Source organism: Variovorax nitratireducens (assembly GCF_051216545.1).
Lineage (GTDB): Bacteria > Pseudomonadota > Gammaproteobacteria > Burkholderiales > Burkholderiaceae_C > Variovorax.
This window is the reverse complement of record NZ_JBPJZO010000003.1, coordinates 192,326-209,123: the sequence shown is the minus strand read 5'-3', so window position 1 is coordinate 209,123 and position 16,798 is coordinate 192,326. Positions and strand designations below refer to the sequence as shown.

General features: G+C 65.9%; 17 protein-coding genes. 9 read left to right on the top strand and 8 right to left on the bottom strand.

All coding sequences use genetic code 11. The annotated features are described in order from the left end of the window. Position 1 precedes the first annotated feature (1 nt). Positions 2-955 carry an allantoinase PuuE gene (puuE, locus tag ACSFA8_RS10215; RefSeq protein WP_435479402.1) on the bottom strand — a complete coding sequence of 318 codons (954 nt, stop codon included), beginning with the start codon at positions 953-955 and terminating at the stop codon, positions 2-4. Then, on the bottom strand, positions 952-1,629 hold the full coding sequence (locus tag ACSFA8_RS10210) for a GntR family transcriptional regulator (protein ID WP_435479401.1): 678 nt from the start codon (positions 1,627-1,629) through the stop codon (positions 952-954). Before ACSFA8_RS10210 ends, puuE begins: the two co-directional genes overlap by 4 nt. Before the next feature lie 73 nt (positions 1,630-1,702). On the opposite strand from ACSFA8_RS10210, the gene uraH reads away from it, so the two are divergent. After that, entirely contained in the window at positions 1,703-2,053 is a 351-nt protein-coding gene (gene uraH / locus ACSFA8_RS10205) for a hydroxyisourate hydrolase (protein WP_435479400.1), read from the top strand. A 113-nt stretch (positions 2,054-2,166) separates the two neighbouring features. On the opposite strand, the gene ACSFA8_RS10200 is transcribed toward uraH, so the two are convergent. Continuing rightward, positions 2,167-2,646: a hypothetical protein gene (locus ACSFA8_RS10200; protein WP_435479399.1), complete on the bottom strand. Its 480-nt coding sequence runs from the start codon at positions 2,644-2,646 to the stop codon at positions 2,167-2,169. An 89-nt stretch (positions 2,647-2,735) separates the two neighbouring features. Between ACSFA8_RS10200 and xdhC the strand changes: the two genes are divergently transcribed. Continuing rightward, a complete protein-coding gene (gene xdhC, locus ACSFA8_RS10195; protein ID WP_435479748.1) occupies positions 2,736-3,536 on the top strand; it encodes a xanthine dehydrogenase accessory protein XdhC in 801 nt (266 codons plus the stop codon). Between the two features lie 189 nt (positions 3,537-3,725). Further along, positions 3,726-4,931, top strand: coding sequence for a urate hydroxylase PuuD (locus tag ACSFA8_RS10190; RefSeq protein WP_435479398.1), 1,206 nt, complete (start codon positions 3,726-3,728; stop codon positions 4,929-4,931). Between the two features lie 20 nt (positions 4,932-4,951). On the opposite strand, the gene ACSFA8_RS10185 is transcribed toward ACSFA8_RS10190, so the two are convergent. Continuing rightward, the gene (locus ACSFA8_RS10185; RefSeq protein WP_435479397.1) at positions 4,952-6,334 is read right to left on the bottom strand and encodes an 8-oxoguanine deaminase; all 1,383 of its coding nucleotides are present in this window, start codon (positions 6,332-6,334) and stop codon (positions 4,952-4,954) included. Positions 6,335-6,374: 40 nt separating this feature from the next. Between ACSFA8_RS10185 and ACSFA8_RS10180 the strand changes: the two genes are divergently transcribed. Both ACSFA8_RS10180 and ACSFA8_RS10175 read left to right on the top strand, forming a co-directional pair. After that, positions 6,375-7,712 (top strand): glycerate kinase type-2 family protein, encoded by a 1,338-nt coding sequence (locus ACSFA8_RS10180; protein ID WP_435479396.1) that lies wholly within the window; start codon positions 6,375-6,377, stop codon positions 7,710-7,712. A gap of 44 nt (positions 7,713-7,756) precedes the next feature. Further along, positions 7,757-8,956 (top strand): lipocalin family protein, encoded by a 1,200-nt coding sequence (locus tag ACSFA8_RS10175; RefSeq protein WP_435479395.1) that lies wholly within the window; start codon positions 7,757-7,759, stop codon positions 8,954-8,956. A gap of 21 nt (positions 8,957-8,977) precedes the next feature. On the opposite strand, the gene ACSFA8_RS10170 is transcribed toward ACSFA8_RS10175, so the two are convergent. Continuing rightward, positions 8,978-9,448 (bottom strand): hypothetical protein, encoded by a 471-nt coding sequence (locus tag ACSFA8_RS10170; RefSeq protein WP_435479394.1) that lies wholly within the window; start codon positions 9,446-9,448, stop codon positions 8,978-8,980. A gap of 226 nt (positions 9,449-9,674) precedes the next feature. On the opposite strand from ACSFA8_RS10170, the gene mdeB reads away from it, so the two are divergent. Continuing rightward, entirely contained in the window at positions 9,675-12,287 is a 2,613-nt protein-coding gene (gene mdeB / locus ACSFA8_RS10165; protein WP_435479393.1) for an alpha-ketoglutarate dehydrogenase, read from the top strand. Here the strand turns inward: mdeB and ACSFA8_RS10160 are convergent. From ACSFA8_RS10160 to ACSFA8_RS10150, 3 genes are read right to left on the bottom strand one after another with little or no spacing between them, the layout of a single operon-like run. Then, complete coding sequence (locus ACSFA8_RS10160) at positions 12,284-12,700, bottom strand: GFA family protein (protein WP_435479392.1); 417 nt, start codon at positions 12,698-12,700, stop codon at positions 12,284-12,286. The two genes, mdeB and ACSFA8_RS10160, sit on opposite strands and share 4 nt — an antisense overlap. Further along, the gene (locus ACSFA8_RS10155; RefSeq protein WP_435479391.1) at positions 12,697-13,164 is read right to left on the bottom strand and encodes an SRPBCC family protein; all 468 of its coding nucleotides are present in this window, start codon (positions 13,162-13,164) and stop codon (positions 12,697-12,699) included. The genes ACSFA8_RS10160 and ACSFA8_RS10155 overlap by 4 nt, the downstream gene beginning before the upstream one ends. A gap of 3 nt (positions 13,165-13,167) precedes the next feature. Then, on the bottom strand, positions 13,168-13,482 hold the full coding sequence (locus tag ACSFA8_RS10150) for an ArsR/SmtB family transcription factor (RefSeq protein WP_435479390.1): 315 nt from the start codon (positions 13,480-13,482) through the stop codon (positions 13,168-13,170). A gap of 242 nt (positions 13,483-13,724) precedes the next feature. Between ACSFA8_RS10150 and ACSFA8_RS10145 the strand changes: the two genes are divergently transcribed. Genes ACSFA8_RS10145 through ACSFA8_RS10135 form a run of 3 tightly spaced genes read left to right on the top strand, consistent with a single transcriptional unit; the run spans position 13,725 to position 16,700 of the window. Then, the gene (locus tag ACSFA8_RS10145; RefSeq protein WP_435479389.1) at positions 13,725-14,720 is read left to right on the top strand and encodes a tripartite tricarboxylate transporter substrate binding protein; all 996 of its coding nucleotides are present in this window, start codon (positions 13,725-13,727) and stop codon (positions 14,718-14,720) included. Next, positions 14,717-15,190 carry a tripartite tricarboxylate transporter TctB family protein gene (locus tag ACSFA8_RS10140; RefSeq protein WP_435479388.1) on the top strand — a complete coding sequence of 158 codons (474 nt, stop codon included), beginning with the start codon at positions 14,717-14,719 and terminating at the stop codon, positions 15,188-15,190. The genes ACSFA8_RS10145 and ACSFA8_RS10140 overlap by 4 nt, the downstream gene beginning before the upstream one ends. Before the next feature lie 13 nt (positions 15,191-15,203). Continuing rightward, positions 15,204-16,700 carry a tripartite tricarboxylate transporter permease gene (locus ACSFA8_RS10135; protein WP_435479387.1) on the top strand — a complete coding sequence of 499 codons (1,497 nt, stop codon included), beginning with the start codon at positions 15,204-15,206 and terminating at the stop codon, positions 16,698-16,700. Positions 16,701-16,798: the final 98 nt, after the last annotated feature.

The window sequence follows — 16,798 nt, the reverse complement described above, 5'->3', positions numbered from 1 at the left end:
GTCAGGCTCCTGCGGGCGCAATGAACGGGTGCACCTTCTTCCAGTGCTGCGCGATGTCGATGCGGCGGCAGACCCAGACCCGGTCGTGCTTTTGCACATGGTCGAGAAAACGCTGGAGCGCACCGATGCGGCCGGGCTTGCCGAGCAGGCGGCAGTGCATGCCGATGCTCATCATCTTCGGTGCGGTTTCGCCTTCGGCGTAGAGCGCGTCGAAGCTGTCCTTCAGGTAGTTGAAGAAGTGGTCGCCGGTGTTGAAGCCCTGCGCCTGCACGAAGCGCATGTCGTTGCAGTCGAGCGAGTAGGGCACCACCAGGTGCGGCACCACGGTGCTGTCGGTTCTGGCGACCTGCATCCAGAACGGCAGGTCGTCGCCGTAGTAGTCGCTGTCGTATTCGTAGCCGCCCTGGTCGACCAGCAGGCGGCGCGTGTTGGGGCTGTCGCGGCCGGTGTACCAGCCGAGCGGCCACTGACCACCGGTCATGTCCTTCAGCACATGCGTGGCCAGATCCATGTGGCGACGTTCGTTCGACTCGGGCAGGTTCTGGTAGTGGATCCAGCGCAGGCCGTGGTTGGCGATCTCGTAGCCGTTCTTCATGAACGTGTCGAGCAGTTCGGGGTAGCGCTGCAGCGCCATGCCGACCGCGAAGATCGTCATCTGCAGGCCGCGCGATTCGAACTCGCGCAGGATGCGCCAGACGCCGGCGCGCGAGCCGTACTCGTACATCGACTCCATCGTCATGTGGCGGTTTTCGTAGGCCTGCGCCGTCACGAGTTCGGACAGGAAGGTCTCGGAGGTCGGGTCGCCGTGCAGCGGGTTGTTCTCGCCGCCTTCCTCGTAGTTGAGGACGAACTGCACAGCGATCTTCGCCTGGTTCGGCCACTGGGCATGCGGCACATCGCGGCCGTAGCCGACCATGTCGCGCGGGTAGACGGAGTGTTGGGTGTCGTCGGTCATGACAATGCAAGTGAGATGTCGTTGGTGGGGACTTTGCGGTCGAAGGTCAGGTTGGCTTCGACGTGCTCGAGGTGTTCGGTCATGAGGCGAACGGCGCGCTCTTCGTCGCGGGCGGCCAGCGCCTTCACGATGTCGGCATGCTCGTCGTTCGAGTGTTCGGCGGCCGTGGCGCTCTGGTACATCAGCGTGATGAGTGCGCAGCGCGAAATCAGTTCACCGAGGATCTGCGCCAGGACGGTGTTGCCCATGAGCTCGGCCATGCGCACATGGAAGTCGCCGAGCAGTTCGGTGCGGCCCGACACGTCGGCGCCAGCCACGGCCGACTTTTCGAGTGCGACGTGCTCCTTCAGTGCCTTGATCTTGGCCGGGGTGACGGTGCGCACGAACTCCCGCGTCATCGCGGCTTCGAGCATGCGGCGCACCGCGAACACCTGGCGCGCCTCGTCGACCGCCGGTGCGGCCACGAAGGCACCACGGGCCGGCTCGAGCCGGATCAGGCGGTTCTGCGAGAGCTGGAACAAGGCTTGCCTCACCAACGTGCGCGACACGCCGAAGTGGTCGGCCAGCTTCTGCTCGGCCAGCTTGGTGCCGGGCTGCAGGCGGTGATCGACGATGGCCCGGGTCAACGCATCGACGATCGAGCGGGTGGCGGTGGAGGACTCCATGCAATTCATGATAGCCCCAAAGCCAATAACTGTATACACTTTTGTCCACTGGAATTTCCGGCAGACATTCAAGGAGCGATCCATGGGCCTGAGCACCCACGTACTGGACACGATGCACGGCGGCCCCGCGGCCGGCATGGAGGTGGCGCTGTACACCACCGAAGGCGAACAGGCGACGCTGGTGCGTCGCTTCACGCTCAACGCGGATGGCCGCAGCGATGGCCCGCTCTATGACAACAACACGATCAAGGTCGGCACCTACCGGCTGGTGTTCGATGTGGCGGGCTATTTCCGGAAGCGCGGCGTGAAGCTGCCCGAGCCGAATTTCCTGAACAGGGTGGCGCTGGATTTCGGCGTGGCGCACACCGACCAGCACTATCACGTGCCGCTGCTCGTAAGCCCCTGGAGCTATTCGACGTACAGGGGATCATGACCCCGACTTTTCGTGGGGCCGCCGCGCACGGCCGCCTGAAGCGGCCGGCCCGCCCCGGAAGGGGGTTGGCGAAGCGACACGAAGTGCGCGCAGACTGGGGGCGAGCGATGAACCTAGAGCTGGCCTTCGGTGAGGGTGTCCAATTGGAAATGTCCCCCTTTGTCCCACAACCAGGTGTCGGTCCAGGTGACCTTGCCGAGTTGCGTCGCGGGCGGAAACGGCGAGGCTGCAAGTACCGTGCGTTCGATCTCGGCGATGACTTCGGGCGCGTGCTTCGGTGCACGCATCCAGTGCATCGACAGCACTTTCCCGTTGGTATCCAGGTTTACTTGCAACGTGCCGACCGCGTAGAGGAGCGGCGGCAGCTTGCCGGCGTAGATGCGTTCGCGGTTGGCCTCGTACACATGACGCGCCGCATCGCGCCGGTAGTCGCGCGGATTGCCCGCGGCGGAGGCGCGGGGCACCGGCTTGCCGGCCGGGCCGGGTTGCGGCGTTGCATCGCTCAGCTGGCCGGGCACCGGCGAGGTGATCGGTGCGGTCGGGCTGGTGCTTCCGCAGCCGGCAAGCCACAGCGGGGCGAGCAGGGCGGCCATGCGGCCAATGTGGCGGGGTGTGGGCAGGCAAGTCATCGACAGGTTTATACCGTGCCGCGCCGCGCGCGGAGCGGCCGGAGCGTTACATGATGAACGGCGCCGTCGACGAAATGCTGGAGCGGCTCGCGCATGAGGACGCGGTGCTCGTGCGCATCACGTCCACCCAGGGCTCGGCGCCGCGCGAGGCCGGCACCTGGATGGCGGTCTGGGCCGAGGGGCTGACGGGCACCATCGGCGGCGGCCAGCTCGAGTTCCAGGTCACCCAGGTGGCGCGCGACATGCTGGCCGGCGCGCCGGCGATCGACGGGGTTCAACGCTACCCGCTCGGGCCGAGCCTTGGCCAGTGCTGCGGCGGGGTCGTGTTCCTTTCGTACCAGCAGGTGAGGGCCGGCGATGCGCCAGCCTTGCGCAGCGAGCTGGTGGCGAAGCTGCGGCCGGTCGCGCTGTTCGGTGGCGGCCATGTGGGCGCCGCGCTCGCCCGCCTGCTGGCGACGCTGCCGTTTTCGGTGCGCTGGATCGACAGCCGCGACGGGGTGTTTCCCGCCGCGCTGCCGGTGCAGGTCGAATGCGAGCACTCCGAGCCGGTGCAGGGTGCGGTGGTCCAACTCGCACCCGGCTCGCGCGTGCTGATCATGAGCTTCAGCCATGCCGAAGACCTCGACATCGTGATCGCCTGTCTCAAGCGCATGCGCGAGCGCGATGACCTGCCCTATGTCGGCCTGATCGGCAGCAAGACCAAGTGGGCGACCTTCCGGCATCGGCTCGAGGCACGGGGCTTCTCTGCCGCAGAAATGGATCGCGTGACCTGCCCGATCGGGGTGCCCGGCATCGGCGGCAAGGAGCCGGAAGTGATCGCGGTTGCCGTAGCGGCACAGTTGTTGCTGGATTGAGCTAGCCCCGAGAAATAAGGCCACGACGGAAGAAACGTGTATACACTTCGGTTCACAGCAATCCGCCGCAGCGGAGCCAGGCGTCCCGCGTCTGTGTTCGCGGCTTTCTTTCTGCTTGCAGTGCCCGCCGTGGTAAGCAGACGCCAAAGCTACCTCGGCGCCTGCATGCGCCGACAAGGTTGAGAGCACATGGAAAGCTACTACCTCGACTGGGCCAATCTGCTGCTGCGCTGGGTGCACGTCATCACCGCGGTCGCCTGGATCGGCGCCTCCTTCTATTTCGTGATGCTGGACAACAGCCTCGAGAAGCCCCAAGACCCCGAATCGCTCGACAAGGGCGTGGGCGGCGAGCAGTGGGCGGTGCACGGTGGCGGCTTCTACAACATGCAGAAGTACCTGCTGGCACCGAAGAAGGTGCCGGATCACCTGCACTGGTCGTACTGGGAGAGCTACACCACCTGGATCACCGGGTTCGCGCTCTTCACGATGTCCTACCTCTGGAACGCGAGCACCTACCTCATCGACAAGAGCAGGATGGACTGGCAGCCCGGCGCCGCCATCGGCGTGGCGCTGGCGTTCTTCGTCGTGTTCTGGATGGTCTACGACGGCATCTGCCAGGTCTTCGGCAAGCGCAAGAACGGCGACACCATCGTCGGCGTGCTGATCGCGCTGTTCATCGTGTTCGCGACCTGGCTGGCCTGCCAGTGGTTCGCGGGTCGCGCTGCCTTTTTGCTGGTCGGCGCCATGATGGCCACCACCATGAGCGGCAACGTGTTCTTCTGGATCATCCCCGGCCAGCGCAAGAACGTGGCGGCACTGCGCGAAGGCAAGCCGGTCGACCCGGTGCACGGCCAGCGCGGCAAGCAGCGCAGCGTGCACAACACCTACTTCACGTTGCCGGTGCTGTTCGCGATGCTGAGCAACCACTACAGCTTCACCTACACGCACAAGTACAACTGGATCGTGTTGCTGCTGATCATGCTCGGCGGCGCGGCGATCCGCCAGTTCTTCGTGGTGCGGCATCGCTTCAAGCTCGGCAACGCGGGCAACCCGCTGCCCTATGCGTTGTTCGGCATCGCGGTGCTGGGCCTCACGATCGTCTGGATGAAGCCCGAGCCAGCGGCGGCGCCTGTGGCCGGTGCCGTGGCGCCCAAGGTGGTTTTCGGCGATGTGCAAAAGGTGCTGGAGCAGCGTTGCTACCAGTGCCACGGCGCGGCATTGCAGATGAAGAACGTGCGGGTCGATTCACCCGATCAGGTAACGGCGCATGCCCAGGGCATCTACCAGCAGGTGGTGGTCACCAAGATCATGCCGATGAACAACACCACCGGCATCACCGATGCCGAGCGTGCGCTGATCGGGCGCTGGTTCGAGGCGGGCGCGAAGACACAATAGCCCGGCGCTTGAGCACCCCATCAACCAGCAGCCAGAACCCTTGCCAAGCGGTTGTGGCGTTCGATCAGCGGGCCGACCTCCAGCGTCGCCAACTGCCCCTCTCGCACAACGACACGCCCGTTGACCACCGTATAGGCCGCCTGCGGACTTGCGCACAGGGACAGACTCGCCAGTGGGTCGTGCACCGCCCCGCCTGCGAAGGCGACCGTCTTCAAGTTGAACAGCGCCAGGTCGGCGCACATGCCTGGCGCCAGGTGGCCGATGTCCGTGCGGCCGAGCACTTCGGCGCCGCCGCGGGTGGCGATCGACAGCGCATCGCGCGCCGTCATCTCCGAAGGGCCGTGGTCGCAGCCGAAAGGTTCGAGCGATCGGCCCACGCGGGCCAGCAGCAGCGCCTGGCGCGCCTCGTTCACGATGTGAGCGCCGTCGTTGCTCGCGCTGCCGTCCACGCCCAATCCGACCGGCACGCCGGCGTCGAGCATGCGGCGGATTGGCGCGATCCCGGAAGCCAGCCGCATGTTGCTGCACGGGCAATGCGCGACGCCGGTCTTCGTTTTCGCGAACAGCGCGATGCCTTCCGCGTCGAGTTTCACGCAGTGGGCGTGCCAAACGTCGCGGCCAACCCAGCCCAGATCCTGTGCGTATTCGGCCGGCGTCGCGTTGAACTTCTCGCGTGTGTAGGCGATGTCGTGGTCGTTCTCGGCCAGGTGTGTGTGCAGGCGCACGCCAAAGGCACGCGCCAGCCGGGCCGACTCGCGCATCAGGTCGCGACTCACGCTGAAGGGCGAGCAGGGCGACACCGCGATGTTGAGCATCGCGCCGTGCGAGGCATCGTGCCAGCGCTCGATCAGGCGCTGCGTGTCGGCAAGGATCGCGTCTTCGCGCTCGACCACGCTGTCGGGCGGCAGGCCACCGGCCGATGCGCCCACGCTCATGCTGCCGCGCGACGCGACGAAGCGCATGCCGATTTCCTGCGCCGCCTCGATGCTGTCCTCCAGCCGCACGCCGTTGGGGTAGATGTAGAGATGGTCGCTGCTGGTGGTGCAGCCCGACAGCAGCAGCTCGGCCATCGCAGTCTGAGTCGACACCTGCACCATCTCCGGCGTCAGTCCGGCCCAGATCGGGTAGAGCCCGCGCAGCCACGCAAACAGCTCGGCGTCCTGCACGCCCGGGATCGCGCGCGTCAGCGACTGGTACATGTGGTGATGGGTGTTGACCAGGCCCGGAATCACCAGATGGCCGCGTGCGTCGATCACCTCGTCGGCATCCTGCGGCAGCTCGGCCGCCGGGCCGATGGCTTCGATCAGGTTGTCGCGCACGAAGACCGATGCGTTCTTCAGTTCGGTGCGCGCATCGTCGAAGGTCGCGACGCAGTCGGCATGGCGGATGAGCAGGGTGGTCATGGCGCGCGACAATCAACAGAAGGTGAATGGAGACACTGACATGATCGCATCGAACGACGCGGGCGCGACCCCCGATCCCGTGATGGCGCCCCGCGCCTTTCTCGAATACCTCTATCGCGTGGCGGTGGATCGCGCACTGCCGCTGTCCACGCTCGGCGCGCACCTGCCCAATCCGCCGAAGGGCCGTACGCTTGTGCTCGGCGCCGGCAAGGCCGGCGGTTCGATGGCGCAGGCGCTCGAGGCGCTGTGGCCGGCCGAAGCACCGCTCTCCGGTCTGGTCGTCACGCGCTATGGCCACATCCCGCCACGGCCCGCGGGGTTGGCGCCGCGCATCGAACTGGTCGAGGCGGCGCACCCGGTGCCCGACACCGCGGGTGAGCAGGCCGCGCAGCGCATCCTGGCGCTCACCGAAGGGCTCACGGCCGACGACCTGGTGCTATGCCTGATCTCGGGCGGTGGCTCGTCCTTGCTGGTGCTGCCGGCCGAAGGCCTGACGCTGGCCGACAAGCAGCGTATCAACAAGGAACTGCTCGAAAGCGGCGCCAACATCGGCGAGATGAACTGCGTGCGCAAGCATCTGTCGCGCATCAAGGGCGGACGGCTGGCCGCGGCCTGCGCACCGGCGAAGGTGGTCACGCTCACGATCAGCGATGTGCCGGGCGACGAGGCCGCGATCATCGCGAGCGGCCCGACCGTGCCCGATCTCACGACCTGTGCCGACGCGCTCGCCATCCTGGACCGCTACCGCATCGAGCTGCCGGCCGCCGTGCGGGCCGACCTCGAAAGTGGTGCGCTCGAAACGCCCGATCCGCAAGACGCTGCGTTCGCCGGCAACGAGGTGCATCTGATCGCGACACCTCAGCAGTCGCTCGAAGCCGCTGCCGCCGCGGCACGCGCAGCGGGCATCGACGCGCACATCCTCAGCGACGAGATCGAAGGCGAATCGCGCGAGGTCGGCAAGGTGCATGCGGCGCTGGCCCGCTCGGTCGCGCACCGCGGCGCGCCGTTCGCGCGGCCCTGCGTCCTTCTTTCGGGTGGCGAAACCACGGTCACGATCCGGCCGCGCCAGCCCGGCCAGGCCAAGGGGCGCGGCGGGCGCGCCGGAGAGTTCTGCCTGGGCCTGGCGGGTGCGTTGATGGGCGCGCCCGCCGTGTGGGCGCTGGCGGCCGACACCGACGGCATCGACGGCGTGGAGGACAACGCAGGCGCTTTCGTCACGCCCGACACGCTGGCGCGCGCCGAGGCGGCGGGCCACAAGCTTTCGGGCTTTCTGGATCGCAACGATGCCTACGGCTACTTCGACGCCATCGGTGACCTGCTGGTGACAGGGCCCACCCACACCAACGTCAACGACTTCCGGGCGCTGCTGATTCTCTAGCGCAATGCTAGGCTGCGCTTCTGCCGTTCACCCCGGGTGCCCCAATGAAGAACGCCGACGACCAGGCCAGCAAGCATCGCCAACGCGCCAGCCCGGATGGTTCGCGCGGCTATCGAACCCGGCGGACGCGGCGCCGCCGGGGGTTCAGGGCCTATGCGGGGCTGCTGGTGATCGCGATGATCGCGGTGGTCGGTGCGTGCCTGCTCTACCTGTGGACGTCTGAGCCGATTCCTGCCGCCGCAGCGTCTGATCGGCCGGCAGCGGCGCGCGGTGAAGCGGTGGAGCGAACCGCCGCGCTGGCGCCGCTGAACCTGCCGGCCGACCACGCACCGCATGGCTCCGGCATGGAATGGTGGTACTACAACGGGATCCTCGACGCCAAGACCGGCGAGCGCTATGCGTTCCACGTCGCGGTCTTTGTTGCCAACACGCTGGTCAAGCACACGGTCATGCATGTCGCGCTGACCGACCTGCAAACCGGCAAGCGCTTTTCCAGCCAAAGCCGAACCGGCGGTGTTCCGGCGCAACGTGTCGCCAACGGCTATGACTTCCGGCAGGAGGGCTGGCGGGTCGCCGCGTCCGGCGCTTCGCACGTGTTGACCGCTTCCTTTGAAGGGGCGTCGATCGCGCTCGACCTGAGCGATTCAGCCCCGGTCGTCGCCCACCGCGCGGCAGGGTCGAAAACGCCGGGCCTGCTCGATTTCGGCCAGAGCGGGATCAGCTACTACTACTCGCGCCCGCGCATGGCGGCGCAAGGCCGGGTTTCCGTCGGCGGAGCACCCGTCGAGGTGAGCGGTCAGGCCTGGTTTGACCACCAATGGGGCGATTTCGATGTGCTGAGCCTCGGCTGGAACTGGTTTGCATTGCACCTGGCCGATGGCTCCGACCTGATGCTCTATGAGCTTTTCGACAGGGACGGCCGCAAGGTCACGACCGCCGGGACGATATCGACGGCGAGCGGATCAACGCCGATCAACCCCGGCGAGGTCGAACTGCTGCCAGTCACCCACTGGACCAGCCCGCGCACCCGGATCAACTATGCGGTCGGATGGCGCATCAAGCTGCCCTCGGGGGTACTGGACGTCAAACCTTTTTTTGCCGACAGCGAATTCGATTCGAGTGCAACGACGGCAAACGTCTATTGGGAGGGGCCTGTGAAGGTGACCGGGAGCACCACCGGCGAGGGATTTCTGGAACTGAGCGGATACGACCGGCTCAGCGCCGCGCCTTCGAATCGCAAGTAACCCGCGCGACCCGCGTCGCGGTCAGTTGACTTGCTCGAGGTGATCGAGGAACAGTGGCGTCACTTCGCGGAGAAACGCCATTTCGGCCTCGTCGATGGTTCGGGGTTCGAGATCGAAATGAATAAAGGTCCCGTAGGGCGTTCCGCCAGCGCGCGTGAGCAGCCGGCCGTAGTACGACTCGACCAGACCCACGTAGGGGCGGTAGTTGATCAGGATCTTGTCTTCCGAGACGTGGTCGGTCGTGAATTCGCCCTGTTCGATCGCGTGCCGGCAGAAGCTCTTTTCGAGCGGAACCGCCTTCAACCAGGTGCGGTACTCGGACAGCCGGTCGAACACATGCTCTGCGCGCAGCACGTCGCCGTTCAACTTGTAGATGGCCGTATACCGGTAGGGTGTCCGATCGTTGAGCAATGCCAACGCAGGACGAATTCCGTGGGTGGCAAGCACGCTGCGCACCGTGTCAATCTGCGCGGGCAAATCTATCTCAATCATGGGGATCCGGGTTAGGCGAAGCGCAGAGGTCGGGGGCAATTGCCGTCGATGCGGATTTTAGAGACGTTCGCAAACCTTGCGTGATCGCGGTCTTTTACATTTGCAACGCGGCGTATTCCGTCACGGTTACCCGTACCAGGTAGTGGGTGCTGCGGTTCAAAGAACTGCTGCGAGGGCCATCCGTTACCGCACCACAAATCGCGCATCGCGCCTCAGAATGCTGCGCATGAATGCCCCTACAAAATTGTCTGCCGATGTCCCCGCCGGCGCCGTCGACCCCGATCCGCAGGAGAGCGCCGAGTGGCGTGAAGCCTTCACCGCACTGCTCGCGGCGCATGGCCCGCAGCGCGCGCGCCAGATCCTCGACGGGCTGGCGCAGCTCGCGCGCCAGCAGCGCATCGGCTGGCAGCCCGAACTGTCGACCCCGTACATCAACACCATCGCGGTCGATGCGCAACCCGCATTTCCGGGCGACCTCGCCATCGAGGAACGCCTCGCTTCGCTGATGCGCTGGAACGCGCTCGCGATGGTGGTGCGCGCCAACCATTCGTACGGCGAGCTCGGCGGCCACATTGCCAGCTACGCGAGCGCGGCCGACCTGTTCGAAACAGGCTTCAACCACTTCTTCCACGCACGCAATGGAGCGCACGGCGGCGACCTGGTGTTCTTCCAGCCGCACAGCGCGCCGGGTGTCTACGCACGGGCCTACCTCGAAGGGCGCCTCAGCGAAGGCGACCTCCTGCACTACCGCCAGGAACTCACCGCGCCGGCCTTCACGCAGGGCAGCGGCGCGCGCGGCCTCAGCAGCTACCCGCACCCGTACCTGATGCCGGACTTCTGGCAGTTCCCGACCGGCTCGATGGGCATCGGGCCGATCAGCTCGATCTACCACGCGCGCTTCATGCGCTACCTCACGCACCGCGGGCTGCTCGATTGCGAGGGTCGCAAGGTGTGGGGCGTGTTCGGCGACGGCGAGATGGACGAGCCCGAATCGATGAGCGCGCTGACGCTGGCCGCGCGCGAAAAGCTCGACAACCTGGTGTGGGTGGTCAACTGCAACCTGCAGCGCCTCGATGGCCCGGTGCGCGGCAACGGCCGCATCATCGACGAGCTCGAAAAGCTGTTTGCCGGCGCTGGCTGGAACGTCATCAAGCTGGTCTGGGGCAGCGACTGGGACGGCCTGTTCGCGCGGGACACCACCGGTGCGCTGGCCCGCGCCTTCGCCCATACGGTCGACGGGCAGATGCAGACCTTTGCCGCGAAAGACGGCCGCTTCAACCGCGACACCTTCTTCGGCCAGAACGACGCGTTGAAACAGCTCGCGCAGGGCATGACCGACGAGCAGATCGACCGCCTGAAGCGCGGCGGCCACGACCTGGTGAAGATCCATGCGGCCTATGCGGCGGCGGCCGCACACCGCGGCCAGCCGACCGTGATCCTCGCCCACACCAAGAAGGGCTATGGCATGGGCAGTGCAGGGCAGGGCCGCATGACCACCCACTCGCAGAAGAAGTTCGAAAGCGCCGACCTGATCGGTTTTCGCAACCGCTTCCACCTGCCGCTGAGCGACGAACAGGCGACCTCGCTGGCGTTCTACAGGCCCGCCGACGACAGCCCCGAGATGCAGTACCTGCAGTCGCACCGCGCGGCGCTCGGCGGCGCCATGCCGCGGCGCGAAACGGCTTGCGACATCGTGCCCAAGCCCGAACTCGCCGCCTATGCGCAGTTCGCGGTCGCGGCCGACGGCAAGGAGATGAGCACCACGATGGCCTTCGTGCGCATGCTCGGCGCGCTTCTGAAAGACCCTGCACTGGGCCCGCGCGTGGTGCCGATCGTGGCCGACGAGGCCCGCACCTTCGGCATGGCCAACCTGTTCAAGCAGGTCGGCATCTATTCCAGCGTGGGCCAGCGCTATGCGCCGGAAGACATCGATTCGATCCTGAGCTACCGCGAAGCCACCGACGGCCAGATCCTGGAAGAAGGCATCAGCGAGGCCGGCGCCATCGCAAGCTGGACGGCGGCGGCCACCAGCTACAGCGTTCACGGCATGGCGATGCTGCCGTTCTACATCTACTACTCGATGTTCGGCTTCCAGCGCGTGGGCGACCAGATCTGGGCCGCGGCCGACCAGCGTGCACGCGGCTTCTTGCTTGGCGCCACCTCGGGGCGCACCACGCTCGGCGGCGAGGGACTGCAACACCAGGACGGCACCAGCCACCTGATCGCCGCGACCATTCCGAACTGCAAGGCGTACGACCCGGCCTATGCCGGCGAGATGGCCGTGATCGTGGACGCCGGCATCCGCGAGATGCTGGTCGAGCAGAAAGACGTTTTCTACTACGTCACGCTCATGAACGAGAACTACGCGCAGCCCAGCCTGCCGCCCGAGGCGCATGCCGACGTGCTGCGCGGCTGCTGGCGCCTCGGCGGCGATTCGGCCGCGGCGTTGAAGGCCCGGGTCACGCTGCTGGGCTCGGGCGCGATCCTCACCGAGGTGGTGAAGGCGGCGCAGCAACTGGCTGCCGAAGGCATCGGGGCCGAGGTGTTCAGCGTGACAAGCTGGAGCGAACTCGCGCGCGACGGCGTGGCCTGCGAAGCGGTGGCCGCCAGGCCCTTCATCGCGCAGCAACTGGCCGGCGGAACAGGCCCGATCGTGGCTGCCACCGACTATGTGCGCGCCGTACCGGAGAGCGTTCGTGCGTTCCTGCCCGGGGGCCGGCGCTATGTCACGCTGGGCACCGACGGCTTCGGCCGCAGCGACACGCGTGCTGCGCTGCGCGACTTCTTCGGCGTGGATGCGGCGAGCATCGTGCGTGCGGCGAAAGCGGCATTGGGCTAGACGGACGGCATCCGCTCGAATGCCTGCAACGAAGGATCGATGGCGTCCCACGACAACCCGCGGACGCTGTAGGTGAGAACCTGCGGCGCGAAGCGGCCCGGCTCGTCCAGGCTGGCCGCAGGAACCGCGATCAGATCCGGCATCGCGGCGAAGCTCAGGTAGACCGGCGTTCCGCAGACCGGGCAGAAGGCGTGATCCTTCATGTTGCCGCTGTCGCCAGCGACCTGCCAGTGCGTCGCCTCGCCGGTGAGCGTCATCTCGGCGCGCGCGGGAAAGGTCAGCCAGGAGCCGTGCCCGGTGCCGCTGCGTCGCTGGCAGTCGCGGCACTGGCAGTGGTTCTGGAAGACGGGCGCGTGGGTGGTTGCGTAGCGGATCGCGCCGCACGCGCATCCGCCGGTGTAGGGCTGGGTCATGAAAAACTCCTGGGCTTGGCGAAGACGTCGATGCCCTGCCCCGTTTCAAGCAGGGACTTCAGGCTGGAAAGTACGATCGGCCAGCCCTGCTGGATGCCCTTGGCCATCCCGCTGCCGGCTTCGAGTTCGTCGTGTGTGACGGTCAGCCGCACCATCTCGTCGTACGCCGCAACGTCGAAGCTCACGCGGCTGTAGCTGGCGGGATCGGCGGCCTGCGAGGGGCTCGCCCACGTGATGACCAGGCGCGTCGGCGGCACGGCCTCGATCACCTTGCCGACCACATTGACAGTGCGCTGCTCGTTGGCGCGCACGTGCTCCCAGGTCGATCCGGGTTTCCAGTCGGAGACGTTCTCGTGGCCCCAGTAGCGCCGCGCGATTTCCGGTTTCGTGATGGCCTCGAACACCTTTTCCGGCGTCGAGCGGATGTAGGTCACATAAACGAAGCTGGTCTTCTCGTTGTTCATTGCTTACTCTCCTTCGAGTTCCTTCTTCAGGTCGTGCAGCAGGCTGAGCCGCTGGCGTTCGAATTTCCGCACCCACCGCTCGTAGACCTCGTGCAGCGGCACCGGGTTGATGAAATGCAGCTTCTCCCGGCCCCGCCAGACCGTGCTCACCAGATTGGCCGCCTCGAGGATCCCGATGTGCTGGGTGGCCGATTGCCGCGCCATGCCCAGGTGCTCGCAGAGCTCGCCCAGCGTCTGCCCGTTCCGCTCGCAAAGCAGGTCGAGCAGCTTTCTGCGTGTCGGGTCGCCCAGCGCCTTGAAAATCTTGTCAGCGTCCATCCGTTGTGTTTGTGTGTGCGGAAATGATATGCAGGTAAATGCCTGCATGTCAAGCGTGACCCGCCTGACGGTTCCTGCATTCACAACGACAGAGCCGCTCGTCGCGCAGACAGTGGTTCGATGAGACGCAGGGGCGGGCAGAAGCGATGGTTCGCCCTAGTGTCTTGGCAGTGCGAACCGTGCGACAACATGCCGTTCCCAAACAGTCGTCGCACAACGACATCCCCCAGGAGACATCACCCATGCGCGCTGCCCGCTCTCGCCGTACCTTTGTCGCAATTTTGGGCGGCACGCTCGCCGGTATGGCGCTGCTCGCCGGCAGCCTGCCAGCCGCCGCCCAGAACTATCCTTCACGCCCGGTCACGCTGATTGTTCCCTGGGGTGCGGGCGGCGGCACCGATGCCACGGCGCGGATCGTCGCCAGCCTGCTCGAGAAAGAGATCAACCAGCCGGTGACGGTGGTCAACCGCACCGGCGGCAGTGGCGTGGTCGGTCATGCGGCCATCGCATCGGCAGCGCCCGACGGCTACACCATCGGGCTCGCCACGGTCGAGATCGGCATGATGCACTGGCAAGGCCTGACCGAACTCACAGGCGCCTCGTACACGCCGATCGGGCTGGTCAACGCCGATCCGGCAGGTGTGCAGGTGCGCGCTGACGCTCCGTACAAGACCGTCAATGACCTGCTCGCCGCCATCAAGGCCAATCCGGGCAAGTTGAAGGCATCCGGCACCGGACAGGGCGGCATCTGGCACCTGGCCATCGCCGGCCTGCTGCGCGACCAGAAGATCGACCCGGCGGCAGTGCCATGGGTGCCCAGCAACGGCGCCGCACCCGGCCTGCAGGACATGGTGGCAGGCGGTGTCGATGTCGCTCCCGTGTCGCTGCCCGAAGCGCGCTCGCTGATCGACGCCGGCAAGGTCAAGAGCCTTGCCATCATGAGCGACAAGCCGTCGGCGCTGTATCCCAACGTCCCGACGCTGAAATCCGCAATCGGCAGCGACTGGACCATGGCCGCATGGCGCGGCATCGTCGCGCCCAAGGGCATCCCGGCCGATGCACGCGACAAGCTGGCCGCGGCAATCAGGAAAATTGCCGCCAGCAAGGAGTACACCGACTTCATGGCCTCGCGCGGCTTCGGCGTCATCTATGCAGGGCCGGACGACTTCGGCAAGTACATGGCCAAATCCGACACCGAGCTCGGTGCCACGATGAAGGCCGTGGGCATCGCCAAGTGAAGTTCAACGATGCGGTCTTCGGGTTGATCCTGCTGGTGCTCGGCGCTGCCGTGCTCGCGGTGGTGCAGGGCTACCCGAAGATTCCGGGCCAGCAGGTCGGCCCGGCGCTGTTTCCGGGCCTGATCGCCACCGGCCTCTGCGTCTGCGGTGCCATGCTGCTGCTGAAGGGCTTGCGCGAGCGCGCGACCGTGCAATGGTTTCACTTCGACGAGTGGATCCGTTCGCCCCGCCACGCGCTCGCTTTCGCCATCACGCTGCTGAGCGTGGTGTTCTACATCCTCGTGTCGGAACGGCTCGGCTTCGTGCTGACCTCGGTCCTGATCCTGCTGGCGCTGATGTGGTCATTGCGAGTGCCGGCCGGACGCTCGGTGGCAATCGCCGTGATCGCGACGCTGCTGATTCACGCGGCCTTCTACAAGCTGCTGCGGGTGCCGCTGCCCTGGGGCGTGCTCACGCCGTACGCCTGGTAACCCTGGTAAGACCATGTCTTCAGCCTTGGCGCAAGCCTTTTCGATGGTGTTCGATCCCTACACGCTGATGGTGATGGTGATCGCATCGCTCTACGGCTTGTTCGTCGGCGCGGTGCCGGGCCTCTCGGCCACGATGGCCGTGGCGCTGCTGGTGCCGGTGACCTTTTTCATGGCCCCGATTCCGGCCATCGCGGCGATGGTGACCGCCACCGCCATGGCGATCTTTTCGGGCGATATTCCGGGTTGCCTGTTGCGCATCCCGGGCACACCGGCATCTGCTGCCTACACCGACGAAGCCTTCGCCATGACTCGCAAGGGCATGGCCGAGACCGCGCTTGGCGCAGGGCTGGTGTTCTCGGCCGTTGGCGGGTTGTTCGGTACCGCGGTGCTGATCGTCGCTGCGCCGGCGCTGGCCGACTTCGCGCTCAACTTCAGCTCTTTCGAATACTTCTGGCTGGTACTGCTCGGGCTGACCTGTGCCGTGTTCATCTCCTCTGACCGGCCGCTGAAAGGACTCGTCACGTTGCTGCTCGGCTTGCTGGTTGCATGCGTGGGGCTCGGTAACCCCGCCGGCTTCCCGCGCTTCACTTTCGGCAACACCGAGATGACCGGCGGCATCGGCATGATCCCGCTGATGATCGGCATGTTCGCGGTGTCCGAGGTGATCCGCTTCGCGGTCGACACGCTGCCTCCTGCTGAACTTGTCGTCGACAAGGTCGGTGGCGTGCTGAAGGGGCAGTGGGCCCTCGCAAAAAAATACCCGGTGCAGATCCTGCGCGGCAGCGTCCTGGGTACGGCGGTCGGCGCATTGCCGGGCGCGGGTGCCGACATTGCGGCGTGGATGTCCTATGCCATGAGCAAGAAGTTCTCGAAGGAACCCGAGAAGTTCGGCACCGGCCACGTCGAAGGCATCGTGGAGTCGGGATCCGCGAACAACAGCGCGCTGGCGGGTGCGTGGATTCCTGCGCTTGTATTCGGCATTCCGGGCGACTCCATCACGGCCATCGTGATCGGCGTGCTCTACATGAAGAACCTGAACCCCGGGCCGACGCTGTTCACCACGAACCCGCAGAACATCTACGCGGTGTTCATGCTGTTCATCATCGCGAACATCATCATGATTCCGCTCGGCATCCTGTGCATCAAGGTGTCCAAGCGCATCCTTCTGGTTCCGCGCAACGTGCTGATGCCACTGATCATGCTGTTTTGCATCGTTGGCGCTTTTGCGATCAACAACTCACTGTTCGACATCGGCGTCATGCTGGTCGCCGGCTTCATCGCGTACATCCTCGAAGAGAACAAGTTTCCGATCGCACCCGCGATCCTCGGTGTGGTGCTGGGCGGCATGCTGGAGGAGAACTTCATCACCTCCATGATCAAGTCCGACGGCAATCTCATGGGCTTTGTCTCCCGGCCTATCGCAGCAGGACTCGCGGTGGTGTCTGTGCTGGTCTGGGTGGCGCCGCTGTTGCGGCGTCTGCTTCGCGGCCGACCGAAAGTTGCAGCGTGAGTTCCAAGGTTTGCCCGGGAAGTTACTCACCAACTTGCCTGCACTGCTGGTTGACCTGAGGAGCATTTCATTGTCGCCGCAGGAGGTTGAGCGGTGGC